Source organism: Actinoplanes sp. NPDC049802 (assembly GCF_040656595.1).
Taxonomy (GTDB): Bacteria; Actinomycetota; Actinomycetes; order Mycobacteriales; family Micromonosporaceae; genus Actinoplanes.
The window spans coordinates 119474-134861 of the sequence record NZ_JBFAMR010000007.1 but is presented as its reverse complement, the minus strand read 5'-3'; the positions used below and the strand labels follow the sequence as shown (position 1 = coordinate 134861).

Sequence of the window (15388 nt, the reverse complement as noted above, 5' to 3'; positions counted from 1 at the left end):
GGGACCACTCCCGGAAGCGGGTAGGCGACACCGGCGGCTCGGCTCCCCCCGATCAGCCGGCCGGTGATCGCCGCCGGTGGCGGTCGTTCTCCGGGCGATGAGGCCCGGAGAACGGCCGCCCACCGTGGGTCATGGGTTGGCGAAGGTCACCGTGACCGTCGAATACCCCAGCCGGGCGAAGAGGCTCTCCAGCATGCGCTGGGTGTTCTCCCGGGCCCGCTCGTCGAGCCCGCTCGCCTTGGCCGCCTCGGTGATCCGCTGCTGGGCGAGCTGATAGACCTGCTGCTGCTTGCCGGGGTCGTCACGGAAGGCGTCGCCGATCCGGTTGAAGAGGCCGCGCTCCTCCGCCACCACGTAACTGCGCTCCATGTCGAGGGCGGCCGTGGACTGCTGGGGGGCGGGCAGCGTCAGCTCGATCGTCTTCTTCTCCTCGTCCACCTTCAGCGCGTCACCGGCCAGGCCGCCGAAGTCGACATAGGCCTCGACGGTGCCGGAGCCGACGAACAGGGTGCGCCGGTTGATCAGGAAGTCGGGGATGTTGTCCTTGTTCTCCTGGAGATCGACGATGACCTGGAAGGTGCCGTCGGCGGCCACGAAGCGCTCGAGGTCGCGCATGGACTCGAGAAGCACCGGCTGGCTGCGGTCGGTCGTCCGGTCGGAGAACGGATTGTCGAAGGTGGGCAGCACGTTGACGGCACGCAGCCCGAGGCAGGACGCGACCAGCAGCGCGAAGACGACCCCCACGAAGATCAGCAGCCGTGCGAACCCGCTGGGTCCGCGTTGCACGGCCGGATATTCGCTGGTGGGGTCGGGCTCGGGGTCAGGGGAGGAGGGGGCGGGCGAGTCGGCCATGTCTAAACGGTACGGAGCGGGTACGACATTCAGCGACCGGAGCACCCGCTCGGGCGGCTCAATGTGCGAAAGCGTTCAAACCGGTAAGTTTCTGGCCTATCGACAGCTGATGGATCTCCGAGGTCCCCTCGTAGGTCAGCACGCTCTCCAGGTTGCTGGCGTGCCGCATCACCGGGTACTCCGCGAGGATCCCGTTGCCGCCCATGATCGTCCGGCACTGCCGAGCGATCTTGATGGCCTCCCGCACGTTGTTCAGCTTTCCGACACTGATCTGCTCCGGCCGCAACGGCCCGTTCAGCCGGTCCCGCCGGCGACCCAGATGCAGCGCCAGAAGGAACCCTTTCTGCAGCTCCAGCGTCATGTCCGCGAGCTTCGCCTGAGTCAGCTGGAAACCCGCGATCGGCCGGCCGAACTGCTCCCGCGCGCCGGCGTAGTCGAGCGCGGTGTCCAGGCAGTCCCGGGCCGCCCCGAGCACACCCCAGATGATGCTGAGCCGGGCCTCGGTGAGGCAGGACAGCGGCGCCATCAGACTGCGGGCGCCGGGCAGCCGGGCGCTCTCCGGCAGGCGTACCCCGTCCAGGACGATCTCGCCGGTGCTGGACGCGCGCAGCGACATCTTGTGGTTGATCTCGTGGGCGGTGTAGCCGGCCACGTCGGTGGGGACCACGAATCCGGCCACCCCCTTGTCGGCCCGCGCCCAGATGATCGCCACGTCGGCGATGGGCGCGTTGAGGATCCAGGTCTTCACACCGTCGACGATCCAGTCGTCGCCGTCCTTGCGGGCTCTGGTGGACATGCCGGTCGGGTCGGAGCCGTGGTCGGGCTCGGCCAGCCCGAAGCAGCCGATCGCCCGGCCGGACGCCAGCGCCGGCAGCCAGGCGAGTTTCTGCTCCTCCGAGCCGTAGCGCCAGATCGCGTACATGACCAGGGAACCCTGCACCGAGACCAGCGAGCGGATCCCGGAGTCGGCGGCTTCCAGTTCCATGCAGGCCAGACCGAGGGCGACCATCGACGCGCCGGCGCAGCCGTACCCGGTCAGGTGCATCCCGAACAGGCCGGACTTGCCGAACTCGACGGCCAGGTCACGGATCGGGGCATCGCCGTTCTCATACCACTCGGCCACGGCCGGACGCACGTGATCGTCGGCGACGCGGCGGGCCAGAGCGCGGGCGTCGCGCTCGTCGTCACTCAGCAAATCGTCAAGATCCAGCAGGTCAAGCGGTCGAACACCCATGTGGCCAAGCTAACCGGCGGGCGTCCAACATCGACAGAGCCGGATGCGATCAGCTCTCCAGGACCAGCACTCGCGCGTGAATCTCCTTGCGCTGCTGCAGGGCCGCGCGCAGCGCGCGGTGCAGGCCGTCCTCCAGGTAGAAGGCGCCCTGATACTCCACGACGTGCGGGAAGAGGTCGCCGTAGAAGGTGGAGTCCTCGGCGAGCAGTTTGTCCAGCGCCAGCTCGCGCTTGGTGGTGATGAGGTCGGCCAGCCAGACCTTGCGCGGCGGAATCTCCGCCCACTCCTTGAGAGTGGTCTGGTGATCGGGGTACGGGGCTCCGTCCCGGACCGCTTTGAAGATCACGGCGGCTGCCCTTTCCGTGAGAACCGTATGCCAGCGTAACCCCGGGCCGGTCAGACCTCGCCCGCCGAAGCCCATCGGCCATGATGCACCACGGAGTCCACCGGGCGGTGCCCACGCCGTAGTGACGGTGACCTCTTGTCCGCGCCCCGGTAGCCGATCGTGAGCGCCCCGATCGGGCGATACTCCGGCGGAACCCCGAACTCCTGCTTGAAGGTGTCCACCCGGGCGGCGGGCAGGCCGATGAAGCAGGATCCGAGGTCCTCGTTGACCGCGGTGAGGTGCATGAGCAGGGCGGCGAACCCGGTGTCGATGTCCCAGAACGGGGCCGGCCAGCGCGACTCGTCCCGATCCGTCCAGCCTTTGTCGGGCTGAGCGTAACGCTCCAGATAGGCCGATTTGTTGGAGAGCGCCACGATGATCAGCGGGGCCGTCCGCATCCGCGCCAGCCAGCCCTCGGCCGGGCCTCCGGTCTCGGCGGTCGCCGCCCAGAACCGCTCCCGGTCGGCCGGCTCGGTGAGCACGAGGAAGCCCCAGCCTTGCGAGAAACCGGCCGACGGCGCCCGCAGCCCGTGCCGGACGATCTTGTCGACCAGCTCGGGCGGAATCGGGCGATCCGGGTCGTAACCGCGCATCATCCGTCGGCGGCGGACGACCTCGTCGAACTCCATCAGGCGACGGTGGGCCGGATGCCCCAGGACGTCTCCCAGGTCTCGCCCGGCGCGAGGACGACCAGGTCACGGCCGGTCCGGAAGGCGTCCGGCGGGCACGTCATCGGCTCCACCGCGACGGACCGGCGGAACCGTTCGCCGTGCAGGGTGTCGGCGGTGAAGACCTGCCAGTAGCGGTACTTGGCGTCGGCCCAGACCACGATCTTGCGGTCGGAGGCCGGGTCGGCCAGGGTGACGGCGGTGATCCCGTCGGCGTCGAAGTCGATGTCCCCGAACGTGGTGTCCAGCACCAGGTCACCGATCCGGCGCGGTTCACTGAAGTCGAACTCGGTCCCGGCGATCTTGGAGGCGCCGATCGGCAGCAGCCGGTTGTCGGCCAGCAGCCGCGACTTGGCCGGCACGTGGAGCACGGTGTCCTCCACGGTCACGCCGGGCAGCCGAAGGTACGGGTGCACCGAGTAACCCCACGGGGCGTCCGACTCCGAGGTGTTCACCACCTCCTGCACCGCCCGGAGACCGTCGGCCGACACCGACCAGCGGTTGCGCAGCCGCAGCGTCCACGGGTAGCCGACCTGGGCGGGCACCTCGTACTCCACGGTGACGGCGTCGGCGCTCTGCTCGACCGCGTGCCAGCGGGACCAGTTGACCAGGCCGTGGATGGCGTTGTGCCGGGCCGGCTCGGTGAGCGCGAGCTGGTACGACCGCCCCTCGAACTCGTACTTCCCGTCCCGGATCCGGTTGGGCCAGGGCGCGAGGATCTGTCCGGCCGAGCCGGGCGCGATCTCGTCCTCGCCGAAGCCGTCCAGCAGTTCGGCGCCGTCGACGGAATACGACCGCAGCGTGCCACCGACCTCGGTGACGACGGCACGGTGGCCCGCCGCCTCGATCGACCACTGGATCCCGGACTTCGCGGCTGACTCTGCGCTCATACCCGCGACACTATCCGGCGCCTGTCCGGGCTGTTTCAGGCCGGTAGCGGATCAGCGCGGGCGAGGCGCACGCCAGCACGACGGCGAGCACGGCGGACACGAATCCGCCGCCCACCCAGGAGACGCCGACACCGGTCAGGTCGGCGGTGACCCCGGCCCGCAGGTCGCCGAGGCGCGGTCCGCCGGCCACCACCACGGTGAACACGCCCTGCAAGCGGCCGCGCAGCCGGTCCGGCGCGAAGGTCTGCATGATGGTCTGCCGGTAGACGGCGCTGACCAGGTCGGCCGCGCCGGCCAGAGCGAGCAGCGGCACCATCACCCACAGGCTGTCGGCCAGCCCGGAGAGCCCGATCGCCACACCCCAGCAGACCACCGCGACCACCAGGGCCAGCCCCTGCCGGCGGACCCGGCTGATCCAGCCCGAGGTGAGGCCGCCGATCATCGAGCCGATCGCGATGGCGCTGTACAGCCAGCCGACCGCCGAGCCGCCACCGAACTCGACGGCGACCGCCGGGAACAGCGCCCGGGGCATGGCGAACACCATGGCGATCAGGTCGATGACGAAGGAGAGCAGCAGCACCGGCTGGGTGACCAGGAACCGCAGGCCGGCGAGGATGCCACGCAGGCCGGCACTCGGCTTCTCGTCGTCCTCGCCCCGGGCGGCCGGTGGGATGGCCGGCAGTTTCCAGGTGGCCCAGAAGGTGACGGTGAAGAGCAGGACGTCCACCGCGTACGCCACGATCACGCCGCTGCCGGTCGACCAGACGCCCATGATCAGGCCCGCGGTGAGCGGCCCGAGCACCCCGCCGGCCGTGATGGTCGTGTAGTTGAGCGTGTTGGCCGCCGGGACCAGCCGCTCCGGGACGATCCGCGGCACGATCGCCTGCCGGGCCGGGGAGCTGACCGCGAAGCCCGCCGACTGCACCGCGGTGAGCGCCAGCAGCAGGTGGCCGTTGCGGGCCCCGAGCACGGCCTGGGCCAACAGCGCCAGCGTGGCGGCCCAGGTGATCACCGAGCTGCACAGCAGCAGCTTGCGCCGGTCCACCACGTCGGCGACCGCGCCGCCCCACAACCCGAAGATCAACAACGGGACCAGCCCGGCCACCCCGAGCAGGCCCACCCAGGTGGTCGATCCGGTGACGGCGAACATCTGCACCGGTACGGCCACCGCGGTGAACTGGAAGCCGAAGTACGACGCGCCGTTGCCGATCCAGGTGCGCCGGAACGTCGGCAGGCCCAGCGGCCGCGTGTCGATCATCCAGGACCGCGGCTCCCGGGTCGTCTGGCTCAAGGCGCCAGCCTCTCCACCACCCAGCCGTGATCGGCCGCCCGGTAACGGAGCCGATCGTGCAACCGGCTGCTCCGGCCCTGCCAGAACTCCACGGCGTCCGGCCGCACCAGCAGGCCACCCCAGTGCGGCGGCGCCGGCACCGGCCCGTCACCGAACCGCTCGGCCGCCGCGGCCAGGCGCTCGTCCAGCGCCTCCGGGCCGGGCAGCACCGACGACTGCGGGCTGGCCCAGGCGCCGAGCTGGGAGCCACGCGGCCGGGACGCGAAATACTCCTCGGTCTCGTCGCGTGACACCCGCTCGACCGGCCCGGTCACGATCACCTGGCGCTGCATCGGAAACCACGGGAAGACCAGGCTCGCGTACGGGTTCAGCTCCAGCTCCCGGCCCTTCCGTGACGCGTAGTTGGTGAAGAAGACGAAACCGCGTACGTCGTACCCCTTGAGGAGAACGGTCCGCGCCGAGGGACGCGCCCCGGAGTCCGCGGTGGCCAGGATCATCGCGTTGGGCTCCGGCAGGCCGAAGGCCGCCGCGTCGGCGAACCAGAGCGCGAACTGCTCCGGCCAGGTCGCGGCCATGGCGGTCTCGGCCAGCGGCGGCCACTCCCGGTAGTCACGGCGCATCCCGGCGGGTGACGGTGTTTCGGCGCCCATCCAGGCCCCCTCGCTCTCGGCGCATCCCCCCGGCGCAAACTACTGAGGTGACCCCGGAGATGTGAAACGACCGTAAGTCGCCCGCCGCGAAACGTCAGTTGAACCAGGATGGGTGTCATCGAGAGCACAACCGCGATGGGTCGACCATGCCGTTACCCGGCGGGCAAGATGAATCACCCACCGCAGTTCGGTTCCACAGGGAGTGCCGTGACCGACTTCAAGCCGGGGCTCGAGGGCGTCATCGCGTTCGAGACCGAGATCGCCGAGCCCGACCGGGACGGTGGCGCCCTGCGGTATCGCGGCGTCGACATCGAGGACCTGATCGGCCAGGTGTCCTACGGCAACGTCTGGGGCCTGCTGGTCGACGGGAAGTTCGGGCCGGGGCTGCCACCGGCCGAGCCGTTCCCGGTTCCCGTGCACTCCGGCGACATCCGGGTGGACGTGCAGTCCGCGGTGGCGATGCTGGCGCCCTACTGGGGTCTGTCGCAGATGCTCGACATCAGCGACGAGCAGGCCCGCCGTGACCTGGCCCGGGTGTCGGTGACCGCGCTGTCCTTCGTCGCCCAGGCGGCCCGCGGGCTGGGCCTGCCGGCCGTCCCGCAGAAGGACATCGACAAGGCCGAGACCATCGTGGAGCGGTTCATGCGCCGGTGGCGTGGCGACCCGGACCCACGGCACATCAAGGCCGTCGACGCGTACTTCATCTCCTCCTGTGAGCATGGTCTCAACGCGTCCACGTTCACCACCCGGATCGTCGCCTCCACCGGCGCCGACGCGGCCGCCTGCATCTCCTCAGGCATCGGCGCGCTGTCCGGCCCGCTGCACGGTGGGGCGCCCACCCGGGTGCTGCACATGATCGAGGCGGTCGAGCGCAGCGGCGATGCCGCCGGTTATGTGAAGGAGCTGCTGGACCGCGGTGAGCGCCTGATGGGCTTCGGCCACCGGGTCTACCGCGCCGAGGACCCGCGTGCCCGCGTGCTGCGCCGGATCGCCAAGGACCTGGGCGCCCCGCGCTACGAGGTGGCCGAGGCGCTGGAGCGGGCCGCCCTCGCCGAGCTGCACGAGCGCAAGCCGCAGCAGGAGCTGTGGACGAACGTGGAGTTCTGGGCCGCCGTGGTGCTCGACTTCGCCGAGGTCCCGGCGCACATGTTCACCTCGATGTTCACCTGTGCCCGGGTGGCCGGGTGGAGCGCGCACATCCTGGAGCAGAAGAGGCTGGGCCGGATCCTGCGGCCGAGTCTGCGCTATGTGGGACCTGAGCCACGCAAGCCGCAGGAGGTCGAGGGCTGGGATCAGCTGCTACCGCATAATGTGTGATCGTGGCTGACATCCGGATCCCTGACGCGATCAAACCCGTCGACGGCCGTTTCGGCTCGGGCCCGAGCAAGGTCCGTCCCGAGGGTGTCGAGGCGCTCTCCGCGGTGTCCCGCACCTTCATGGGCACCTCCCACCGGCAGGGCACGGTGAAGGACCAGGTGGCCCGGCTGCGCCGCGGCCTGGCCGAGTTCTTCTCGATCCCGGAGGGCTACGAGGTGGTCCTCGCCAACGGCGGGACCAGCGCGTTCTGGGAGGTCGCCACGTTCGGCCTGGTCCGGGAGAAGGCTCAGTTCGCCGAGTTCGGCGAGTTCGGCGCCAAGTTCGTGCAGGCCGTGACGGACGCGCCGTTCCTGGCCGAGCCGACCGTGCACCGCGCGCCCGGCGGGCAGGCCGCCTACCTGACCGCCGAAGCCGGCGCCGACGTCTACGCCACCGTGCACAACGAGACTTCCACCGGCGTGGCCGTCCCGGTCCGCCGGGTCGAGGGCGCCGACCCGGGCGCGCTCCTGCTCGTCGACGCCACCTCGGGCGGCGGCAGCCTCGACATCGACGTCCGGGAGACCGACGTCTACTACCTGGCCCCGCAGAAGGCGCTCGGGTCGGACGGCGGGATCTGGCTGGCCCTGATGTCGCCGGCCGCGATCGAGCGGGCCCACCAGATCAAGGCCTCCGGGCGGTACATTCCGCAGTTCCTGGACCTGGTCACCGCGATCGAGCAGTCCCGGCTGGAGCAGACCTACAACACTCCGGCGCTGGCCACCGTCTTCCTCGCCGCCGAGCAGGTCGACTGGATGAACGCGCAGGGCGGCCTGTCCTGGGCGGTCAAGCGCAGCGCGGAGAGCGCGGCGGCGATCTACGGCTGGGCCGACAGTTCACCCTTCGCGCAGCCGTTCGTCACCGATCCGGCGCTGCGCTCGACCGCGGTGGCCACCGTCGACTTCGAGGGTGTGGACGCGGCGGCCATCGCCAAGGTGCTGCGCGCCAACGACGTGGTGGACACCGAGCCGTACCGGAAGTTGGGCCGCAATCAGCTCCGCGTCGCCCTCTACCCGACCGTCGACCCGTCCGATGTGACGGCACTCACCGCGTGCATCGACTACGTGGTCGAGCGGCTCGTTTGACCCGATCATCCGGTGGGGGTAATGACGGGCTTCACTGCTGTTGACGGCGCTTCATGCGTACCGATAAGGGTTGAATGGAGGCCTTCGGTGCAGCAGGAAGATCATCTGCGCTGGTCAGCAGTTTGACGGCGTGGCATACCCCCATTGGGTGACCGATGGGCGTACCGTGTTCCGAAACGCGCCCGGGTGAATGACTCTCGGGAGCACAGGCCAACGCGACGAGACGGAGGCAACGCATGCGGCCGGTACGCTTCGTCGCCCTCTCTGAAGACGGTCAGGCTCTCGTGCTCGCCGACGAGGTCGGGCGCCTGCTGGCTCTGCCGATCGACGAGCGGGTGTCCGGTGTCCTCACCGAGGGCCCCGCGGCGCCGGGCACGGCCGTGGCGGTGCTCACCGCCGAGTCGGCGCCCTCGCTCTCCCCGCGCGACATCCAGGCCCGCATCCGGTCCGGCGAGTCCGCCGAGGATGTGGCCCGCATCGCCGGTGTGCCGGTCGACCGGGTCCTGCGCTATGCCGGCCCGGTGCTGCAGGAGCGCGCCATGCTGGCCCAGCACGCCCGCCGCACCCGGCTGAAGACGTCTGATTCGGGTCAGCCGCTGGCCGAGGTGGTCGACGGCCGTCTCGCGCAGCACGGCATCGACACCGAGAAGATCTCGTGGGACGCGTTCCGTAAGGACGACGGCACCTGGCGCATCGTCGCCACCTGGCCGTCGGGCAAGGCCACCGCCCAGGCCATCTGGGACATGGACAAGGGCCGTCAGGTGGTGTCGCCCCACGACGACATGGCTCAGTACCTGTGCGCCGAGCGCCCCACCCAGATCCTCGGGCAGGAGCCCGCTCCCGAGCGTGGCGGGCACGGCCTGCCCGGTCCGGCCCGGAGCGGCGAGCCGAGCCGCGGCGGCCACGGCCTGCCCAGCTCCGACTCCGCCCCGGCCCGCTCCCACCGTGATCCGATCCGTGCCGGCCGTGACGCTCTGCTGGCCTCGCTGGACCGGCCGCTGGAGAGCTCGTCCGGCCGCGGCCTGGATTCGCCCGGCCGCCGCCCGGTCGCCGGTGGCGCCGCGGCGCTGCTCGGCGGTGGTTCGGGTTCCGCCTTCGACGACGACGCGGACCTGCCGAAGGAGGTGCCGGCCGTGCCGTCCCTGGCGGTGCTGCGCCCGCGCCGCACGGTGGGTCAGGCCGCCCCGGCCAACAACGAGTCGGAAGAGAGCAACAAGCCGCGCAAGCGGCTCCCGAGCTGGGATGACGTGCTCTTCGGCGGCGGCCCGGCGGCCCGCGAGTCGTCCTGACCGGCACGCGTCTGTTCGTTGCGGTCTTCCCCTCCGAGGAGGCCCGCGATCACCTGCGCCGTCGTCTGCCGGCGCAGGCCGCCCGCCGCCCGGACAAGTGGCATGTGACGCTGGCGTTCCTCGGTGACGTGCCGGAGGCGCCGGTGGTGGAGACGCTGTCGGCGGTTCCGGCGCCCGGACCGTTGACTCTGCGCGTCGCCGGGAGCGGGCGGTTCGGCTCGGTCGTCTGGGCCGGTCTCGTCGGTGATCTGGAGCCGCTGCTGGCCTTCCGCGAGCATGTCCGGGTCGCGCTGGCCGGCGCCGGTTTCCCGATCGACGGGCGGCCGTTCCAGCCCCATCTGACGATCTCCTACCGCTTCGATCGCCGGGTGTCGGCCGCGCTCGCCGACTACGCCGGACCGTCCTGGCAGGTCAGTGAGTTCTCCCTGGTCGGCAGCGTGGACGGGGAGTACCACCGGCGCTGGTCCGGTCTCCTCTGACTACGGGCGGTGTTGCGCGGCTCACTTAAGATCTTGACCGCAGCGGGAACCGCTATGGAGGAGGATCCATGCCCCGAGGAATCTGGTTCGCTCGCGCCGGGGCGGCACTGCTCGCCTCGACGGCAGCGGTCACCACACTCGCCGCTCCGGCGAACGCCGCGTCGGTCGGCACCGTCCGGGTGGCCGAGTTCGACGCCGTCGACCGGGTCGAGTTCCGGGCCGGCAGCGGCAAGGCCAACCGGCTGGTGATCACCTGGTCCGGCAACAAGATCACCCTCGACGACCGGTACCGGATCAAGCCCGGCAAGGGCTGCAGGACGGTCAAGGGCGACTCGACCAAGGTGCGCTGCACCGTGACCGAACCGGCGGACGATTCCGAGGAGAACTACCTCTACGCCGTCCTCGGTGACAAGAACGACGTGTTCCACAACAAGAGCGACAAGCATGCGATCGCCTACGGCGGCAAGGGCGACGACGTGCTGTACGGCGGATCCGTCCAGGACGCTTTCAGCGGTGGTTCCGGCGCCGACAAGCTGTTCGGCGGCACCGGCGACGACTACATGGCCGGTGAGAGCGGCAACGACGTGCTCCGCGGCGGCCTCGGCGACGACGTGACCGAGGGCGGCACCGGCCGCGACTACCTCAACGGCGGCGAGGGCGGCGATCTGATCTTTCCGGACGGCGGCAATGACAACGTCTACGCCGGTGACGGTGACGACCGGGTCTTCGAGAGCACCGGCAACGACACGGTCGACGCCGGTCTCGGTGACGACACCGTCGAGGGCGGCCCGGGCGACGACGTCGCTTACGGTGACGCCGGCGCCGACAAGCTGTACGGCGGGCTCGGCCGTGACAAGCTCTACGGCGACGACGGCGACGACCTGCTGAACGGCTCCCGCGCCCGGATGAACGGCACCGTCTACGACACCGTGGCGGACCTGCTCGACGGCGGCGCCCACACGGCCGGAGACACCGCCGAGATCGTCTCCGGCGACACCACGGCCGGCTGCGAGAAGATCGTCACGGTCGGCTGACGGACCGGCTTCGTGCCGGGGTGATCCGCCGGTCAGGAGCCGGCCGGCCGCCGGATGATCAGTCCGGCCAGCTCCAGCTCGGCCTCGACCCGGGCCCGTTCGCGGTCCAGGGCCGCGCCGGTCAGCGACTGGAGCCGCTCCGGCACGTTCAGGCGACGGCACGCCAGTCCCAGATAGGTGTCGTAGGCGAGCATGACGGCGGCGTAGAGCGCGTCCGACTGCAACGCGATGCCGCCGCGCCGCTGCTGGTCGAGACGGCGCAGCTCGTACGCGATCCGTTCGATCGGCGGCAGGCGCAAGGCGGCCAGGCGGCTCTGGTCCCAGCTCTTCATGCCGCGTTCGAGGCGCCGCAGGATGGCCCGGTCGTCGCGGCCTCGCGGGCCCCGGTCGGCCCGGCGGCGGACCCGGCGGGCCAGGTGGCGGCTGCCGCCGTGGTCGCGGCCGTTGCGGTCGCGCAGTTCGCGGCGACCGCGGCGGGTGAACATGCGGCGCAGGTCCGAGGTCGTGCCGCTGAGCATGATGGTGGCGGCACACGGCAGGATGAGCAGCGCCGACAGCGCCGCCGAAAGCACAGCAAGGTGCGCAATCGCCACGGTTAGACGCTAGGCCCTGACCGGCCGGGCCGGAATACCCGTTTGGCTGAGCGGGTCTGCCTACCTTGCGCGGATCCCGGAATTTTCCGGGATCCGCGGGATTCGTCAGACGCCCACGCCGGATCCGGAGCGCGCGAGCGGTTCGGCGTGCGGGCGCGACGAGTTGCGCGGCTGCTCCGGCACCGCAACCGGGGCGGCGGCCGCCGGGCTCTCCAGCCGGATCCGCGGGCGCGGCCGCACCTCGACCCGCAGCTTCTCGCCGCTGGCCCGCAGTTGCCAGATCAGCGCGCCGACCGCCGCCGCGAAGCTGACCAGCCCGGCCGCCCAGATGCTCGACGGCACCCCGAAGTGCTCGCCCCACCAGCCGGACAGCGTCGCCCCGATCGGTGTCGTCCCGAGGAAGACCAGCACGTACAGGGCCATGACCCGGCCACGGAACTCCGGATCGACGCCCATCTGCACCCGGTGGTTCGCCCCCTGGGCCAGGTAGATCGAGAAGAATCCGGTGGGCACCAGCAGCAGCGCCGCCACCGCGAAGTTGGGCGCGAACCCGACGGTGAACTCGAACACCCCGAAGAGCAGCGCCGCGCCGATCACCTTGTAGACGCCGGGACGGGTGCGGCGGCGGGTGCCGGCCAGCGCGCCGCCCAGTGAGCCGATGGCAAGACATGTGGTGAGCAGGCCGAACGACGACGGCCCGGCGTGGAACTCGATCTTCGCGAGGGAAGCCAGGGTGACCGGGAAGTTGAAGCCGATCATGCCGATCACGGCCATCATGCCGATCGGCAGCAGCAGGTCGTGCCGCTTGCCGACGTAGCGCAGACCGTCGATCACGCGGGCGCTGCCGCCGGCCCGGCGGTCGGTCCGGTGCAGGTCGGCGGGCCGCATCCGCAGGTAGGTGAAGACCGGCGCGACCGACAGCACCGTGGAGATCAGGAACACGCCCGGCGTGGAGAGCACCGCGAGCAGCACGCCGGCCAGCGCCGGACCGCTGATCCGGGCGCAGTTGAAGGTGGCCGCGGAGAGCGCCAGGGCGTTCGGCAGCAGCCGCAACTCGACCAGCTCGGAGACGAACGCCTGCCGGACCGGCGTCTCGACCGCGTTCGCGATGCCGAGGATCAGCGCCGCCACGAAGACGTGCCACAGTTCGACCACCCCGGCCGCGACCAGCAGCGCGAAGAGGACGGCGAAGACGGCGAACGCGGCGTTCGCCGCGATGAGCAACTTGCGCTTGTCGTACCGGTCGGCCAGGCGGCCGCTCCAGAGGGTCAGCACCATCACCGGTACGAACTGAAGCGCCGTGACCATGCCCAGCGCCCCGGGCGAGTTGCCGGAGAGTTCGAGCACCAGCCAGTCCTGGGCGGTGAACATCATCCACACTCCGACCAGCTTCACCAGCTGCCCGGTGGCGAACAGGCGGTAGTTCGGAACCCGCAGGGATCGGAAGGTGGTGTTCAGCACTGCCCGCACGCGGTATGCGCCCCCTCAGTCGTCGTACGCGTCATCGTCACGTGACGAAGCGGAACGACCCGGGGGCCGGGTAGGTCAGCCCCGGGCGACTCGCTGCAGGATCTCCGCAGCGCGCACCAGGGTGTCCCGTTCCTCGGGAGTGAGCCGGTCCAGTTGGGCGGCGAGCCACTCGTTACGGGCCCGCTCATGCTGCGCGTAGACCGCCCGGCCCTCGTCCGTGGCGGCCAGGATCACCTGGCGCCCGTCGGTCGGATGCGGTGTACGCGCGACGAGCCCGCGCTCCTCCAGTTTCCCCACGATCTTCGTCATCGTCGGGGGCTGGACGCGCTCCACGTCGGCGAGCTCACGCGGAGTCAGCGCGCCGGCCAGTTGGAGGCTGGTCAGCGCGGAGAGCTGACTGAACGTCAGGTCACCCACCGGGCGTGCCTGCCGGACCCGTCGGCTGAACCGGATGATCGCATCCCGCAGCGTCTTGGCCAGCGATTCCGCTGTCGTGCGCTCCGTCGTCACCACCCGCTCCATCACGATACTTAGCCTAGCTAATGAGCATGGCTAACGACATTGATTACCCGTATGACAGCCGTCACCGGGCACGCTAGCGCACCCGGTGACGGACGAGAATCCTCTACAGGAGCCAGGACTCCAGCGGCCCCCTGGTGAAGTACAGGACGAACAGGGCGGCGATCCCGTACATCAGCGGGTGGATCTCCCGCGCCCGGCCGGTGAACACCTTCAGCACCACGTAGGTGATGATCCCGGCCCCGATGCCGTTGGAGATCGAGTAGGTGAACGGCATCAGCGTGACCGTCAGGAACGCCGGAATCGCGATCGTGTAGTCCGACCAGTCGATCTGCCGAACCGTGGTGATCATCAGGAAGCCCACCACCACCAGCGCGGTCGACGCCGCCTCGAACGGCACCACCTTCACCAGCGGCGCGAAGAACATCGCCACCAGGAACAGCACACCGGTGACCACGCTCGCCACACCGGTACGGGCGCCTTCGCCGACGCCGGAGGCGCTCTCCACGTACGACGTGTTGCTGGACACACTGGCCGCGCCGCCGGCCGCCGCGGCGACCGAGTCGACGAGCAGGATCTGCGTGGTCCGGGGCGGCATGCCCTCGCTGTCGAGCAGCTCACCCTCCTGGCCGACCGCGACCATCGTGCCCATGGTGTCGAAGAAGTCCGTCACCAGCAGCGTGAAGACGAACATCAGCGCCACCAGAGGACCGGCCGTCGACCACGAGTCGAGCACGTTGAACTCGCCGATCAGCGACAGATCCGGCGTGTCGATGATCTGCTCGGGCAGCTTCGGCACGTTCAGCGACCAGCCGCCCGGCTTGACCACCGCCGGGCCGAGGTTCGCGATCGCCTCCACGATGATCGCGATCGCCGTGGTGCTCAGGATGCCGATCAGGATCGCGCCCTTGACCTTGCGGACGAACAGCACCAACGTGATCATCAGGCCGATCACGAAGACGAACGTGGGCCAGGTCACCAGCTTGCCGCCCAGGCCCAGCTCGACCGGGACGGTGGTGTTCGCGGCATCCGGCACGCGGTGCACGAACCCGGCGTCCACCAGACCGATGATCATCAGGAACAGGCCGATGCCCACCCCGATCGCGGTCTTCAGCTGCGTCGGCACCGCCTTGAACACCGCGGTGCGCAGCCCGGTCAGCACCAGGACCCCGATCAGCAGGCCCTCGACCACCACGAGGCCCATCGCGTCGGCCCAGGTCATCTCCGGCGCGATCTCGAACGCCACCAGAGCGTTCACGCCGAGGCCGGCGGCCAGCGCGAGCGGGAACCGGGCGACCACACCCATCAGGATGGTCATCACGCCGGCGACCAGCGCGGTACCGGCCGCGAGAGCCGCGATCGGCAGCTTCGCGCCGGTCTCGTCGGCGCCTCCGGCCAGGATCAGCGGGTTGAGCACCACGATGTAGGCCATCGTGAAGAAGGTGACGATGCCGCCACGGATCTCTCGGCTCAGCGTCGAGCCACGCTTGGATATCTCGAAGAACCGGTCGACGGCGCTCTTCGCCGTGCCGTTGGCCGGTTCGGCCTCTACAGACATGGGACCTTCCGAAAGATGGCTAACGAGTGAACGCGCGC

General features: G+C 70.3%; 16 protein-coding genes. 5 read left to right on the top strand and 11 right to left on the bottom strand.

Annotation, left to right across the window (positions count from 1 at the left end; translation table 11 throughout):
* Positions 1-129: 129 nt before the first annotated feature.
* The 7 genes from AB0I88_RS07550 to pdxH are packed head-to-tail and all read right to left on the bottom strand — an operon-like array spanning position 130 to position 5970.
* Positions 130-852, bottom strand: coding sequence for a DUF4230 domain-containing protein (locus AB0I88_RS07550; RefSeq protein WP_361019746.1), 723 nt, complete (start codon positions 850-852; stop codon positions 130-132).
* Between the two features lie 58 nt (positions 853-910).
* Positions 911-2086, bottom strand: coding sequence for an acyl-CoA dehydrogenase family protein (locus AB0I88_RS07545; protein WP_361019743.1), 1176 nt, complete (start codon positions 2084-2086; stop codon positions 911-913).
* Positions 2087-2135: 49 nt separating this feature from the next.
* A complete protein-coding gene (locus AB0I88_RS07540; RefSeq protein ID WP_361019740.1) occupies positions 2136-2432 on the bottom strand; it encodes a type II toxin-antitoxin system VapB family antitoxin in 297 nt (98 codons plus the stop codon).
* Between the two features lie 50 nt (positions 2433-2482).
* Positions 2483-3100, bottom strand: coding sequence for a nitroreductase family protein (locus tag AB0I88_RS07535; protein WP_361019737.1), 618 nt, complete (start codon positions 3098-3100; stop codon positions 2483-2485).
* Complete coding sequence (locus AB0I88_RS07530; RefSeq protein ID WP_361019734.1) at positions 3100-4029, bottom strand: aldose 1-epimerase family protein; 930 nt, start codon at positions 4027-4029, stop codon at positions 3100-3102. Before AB0I88_RS07530 ends, AB0I88_RS07535 begins: the two co-directional genes overlap by 1 nt.
* Before the next feature lie 10 nt (positions 4030-4039).
* Positions 4040-5287: an MFS transporter gene (locus tag AB0I88_RS07525; protein WP_361019948.1), complete on the bottom strand. Its 1248-nt coding sequence runs from the start codon at positions 5285-5287 to the stop codon at positions 4040-4042.
* 29 nt (positions 5288-5316) lie between these two features.
* The gene (pdxH, locus tag AB0I88_RS07520; protein ID WP_361019731.1) at positions 5317-5970 is read right to left on the bottom strand and encodes a pyridoxamine 5'-phosphate oxidase; all 654 of its coding nucleotides are present in this window, start codon (positions 5968-5970) and stop codon (positions 5317-5319) included.
* 207 nt (positions 5971-6177) lie between these two features.
* Here pdxH and AB0I88_RS07515 point away from each other — a divergent pair, with 207 nt between their 5' ends.
* The 5 genes from AB0I88_RS07515 (at position 6178) to AB0I88_RS07495 (ending at position 11210) form a co-directional block, all read left to right on the top strand.
* Entirely contained in the window at positions 6178-7287 is a 1110-nt protein-coding gene (locus AB0I88_RS07515; protein WP_361019728.1) for a citrate synthase 2, read from the top strand.
* Positions 7288-7289: 2 nt separating this feature from the next.
* Complete coding sequence (serC, locus tag AB0I88_RS07510; RefSeq protein ID WP_361019725.1) at positions 7290-8408, top strand: phosphoserine transaminase; 1119 nt, start codon at positions 7290-7292, stop codon at positions 8406-8408.
* A 236-nt stretch (positions 8409-8644) separates the two neighbouring features.
* Positions 8645-9697, top strand: coding sequence for a septation protein SepH (sepH, locus tag AB0I88_RS07505; protein WP_361019722.1), 1053 nt, complete (start codon positions 8645-8647; stop codon positions 9695-9697).
* Positions 9694-10176 carry an RNA 2',3'-cyclic phosphodiesterase gene (gene thpR, locus AB0I88_RS07500; RefSeq protein WP_361019946.1) on the top strand — a complete coding sequence of 161 codons (483 nt, stop codon included), beginning with the start codon at positions 9694-9696 and terminating at the stop codon, positions 10174-10176. The genes sepH and thpR overlap by 4 nt, the downstream gene beginning before the upstream one ends.
* 68 nt (positions 10177-10244) lie before the next feature.
* Positions 10245-11210 (top strand): calcium-binding protein, encoded by a 966-nt coding sequence (locus AB0I88_RS07495; RefSeq protein WP_361019719.1) that lies wholly within the window; start codon positions 10245-10247, stop codon positions 11208-11210.
* A gap of 32 nt (positions 11211-11242) precedes the next feature.
* Here AB0I88_RS07495 and AB0I88_RS07490 read toward each other — a convergent pair whose 3' ends face one another.
* The 4 genes from AB0I88_RS07490 to AB0I88_RS07475 form a co-directional block, all read right to left on the bottom strand.
* Complete coding sequence (locus AB0I88_RS07490) at positions 11243-11803, bottom strand: hypothetical protein (RefSeq protein ID WP_361019716.1); 561 nt, start codon at positions 11801-11803, stop codon at positions 11243-11245.
* A gap of 105 nt (positions 11804-11908) precedes the next feature.
* Positions 11909-13273 carry an MFS transporter gene (locus tag AB0I88_RS07485; RefSeq protein ID WP_361019713.1) on the bottom strand — a complete coding sequence of 455 codons (1365 nt, stop codon included), beginning with the start codon at positions 13271-13273 and terminating at the stop codon, positions 11909-11911.
* Positions 13274-13348: 75 nt separating this feature from the next.
* Complete coding sequence (locus AB0I88_RS07480) at positions 13349-13795, bottom strand: MarR family transcriptional regulator (RefSeq protein WP_361019944.1); 447 nt, start codon at positions 13793-13795, stop codon at positions 13349-13351.
* A gap of 103 nt (positions 13796-13898) precedes the next feature.
* Positions 13899-15350 carry an NCS2 family permease gene (locus tag AB0I88_RS07475; RefSeq protein WP_361019710.1) on the bottom strand — a complete coding sequence of 484 codons (1452 nt, stop codon included), beginning with the start codon at positions 15348-15350 and terminating at the stop codon, positions 13899-13901.
* Between the last annotated feature and the right edge of the window lie 38 nt (positions 15351-15388).

What these genes read in the sequence shown, in the direction of transcription:
- AB0I88_RS07550 (WP_361019746.1), bottom strand. Translation starts at nt 852, where the DNA reads ATGGCCGACTCGCCCGCCCCCTCCTCCCCTGACCCCGAGCCCGACCCC.
- AB0I88_RS07545 (WP_361019743.1), bottom strand. Translation starts at nt 2,086, where the DNA reads ATGGGTGTTCGACCGCTTGACCTGCTGGATCTTGACGATTTGCTGAGT.
- AB0I88_RS07535 (WP_361019737.1), bottom strand. Translation starts at nt 3,100, where the DNA reads ATGGAGTTCGACGAGGTCGTCCGCCGCCGACGGATGATGCGCGGTTAC.
- AB0I88_RS07530 (WP_361019734.1), bottom strand. Translation starts at nt 4,029, where the DNA reads ATGAGCGCAGAGTCAGCCGCGAAGTCCGGGATCCAGTGGTCGATCGAG.
- AB0I88_RS07525 (WP_361019948.1), bottom strand. Translation starts at nt 5,287, where the DNA reads ATGATCGACACGCGGCCGCTGGGCCTGCCGACGTTCCGGCGCACCTGG.
- pdxH (WP_361019731.1), bottom strand. Translation starts at nt 5,970, where the DNA reads ATGGGCGCCGAAACACCGTCACCCGCCGGGATGCGCCGTGACTACCGG.
- sepH (WP_361019722.1), top strand. Translation starts at nt 8,645, where the DNA reads ATGCGGCCGGTACGCTTCGTCGCCCTCTCTGAAGACGGTCAGGCTCTC.
- AB0I88_RS07495 (WP_361019719.1), top strand. Translation starts at nt 10,245, where the DNA reads ATGCCCCGAGGAATCTGGTTCGCTCGCGCCGGGGCGGCACTGCTCGCC.
- AB0I88_RS07480 (WP_361019944.1), bottom strand. Translation starts at nt 13,795, where the DNA reads ATGGAGCGGGTGGTGACGACGGAGCGCACGACAGCGGAATCGCTGGCC.
- AB0I88_RS07475 (WP_361019710.1), bottom strand. Translation starts at nt 15,350, where the DNA reads ATGTCTGTAGAGGCCGAACCGGCCAACGGCACGGCGAAGAGCGCCGTC.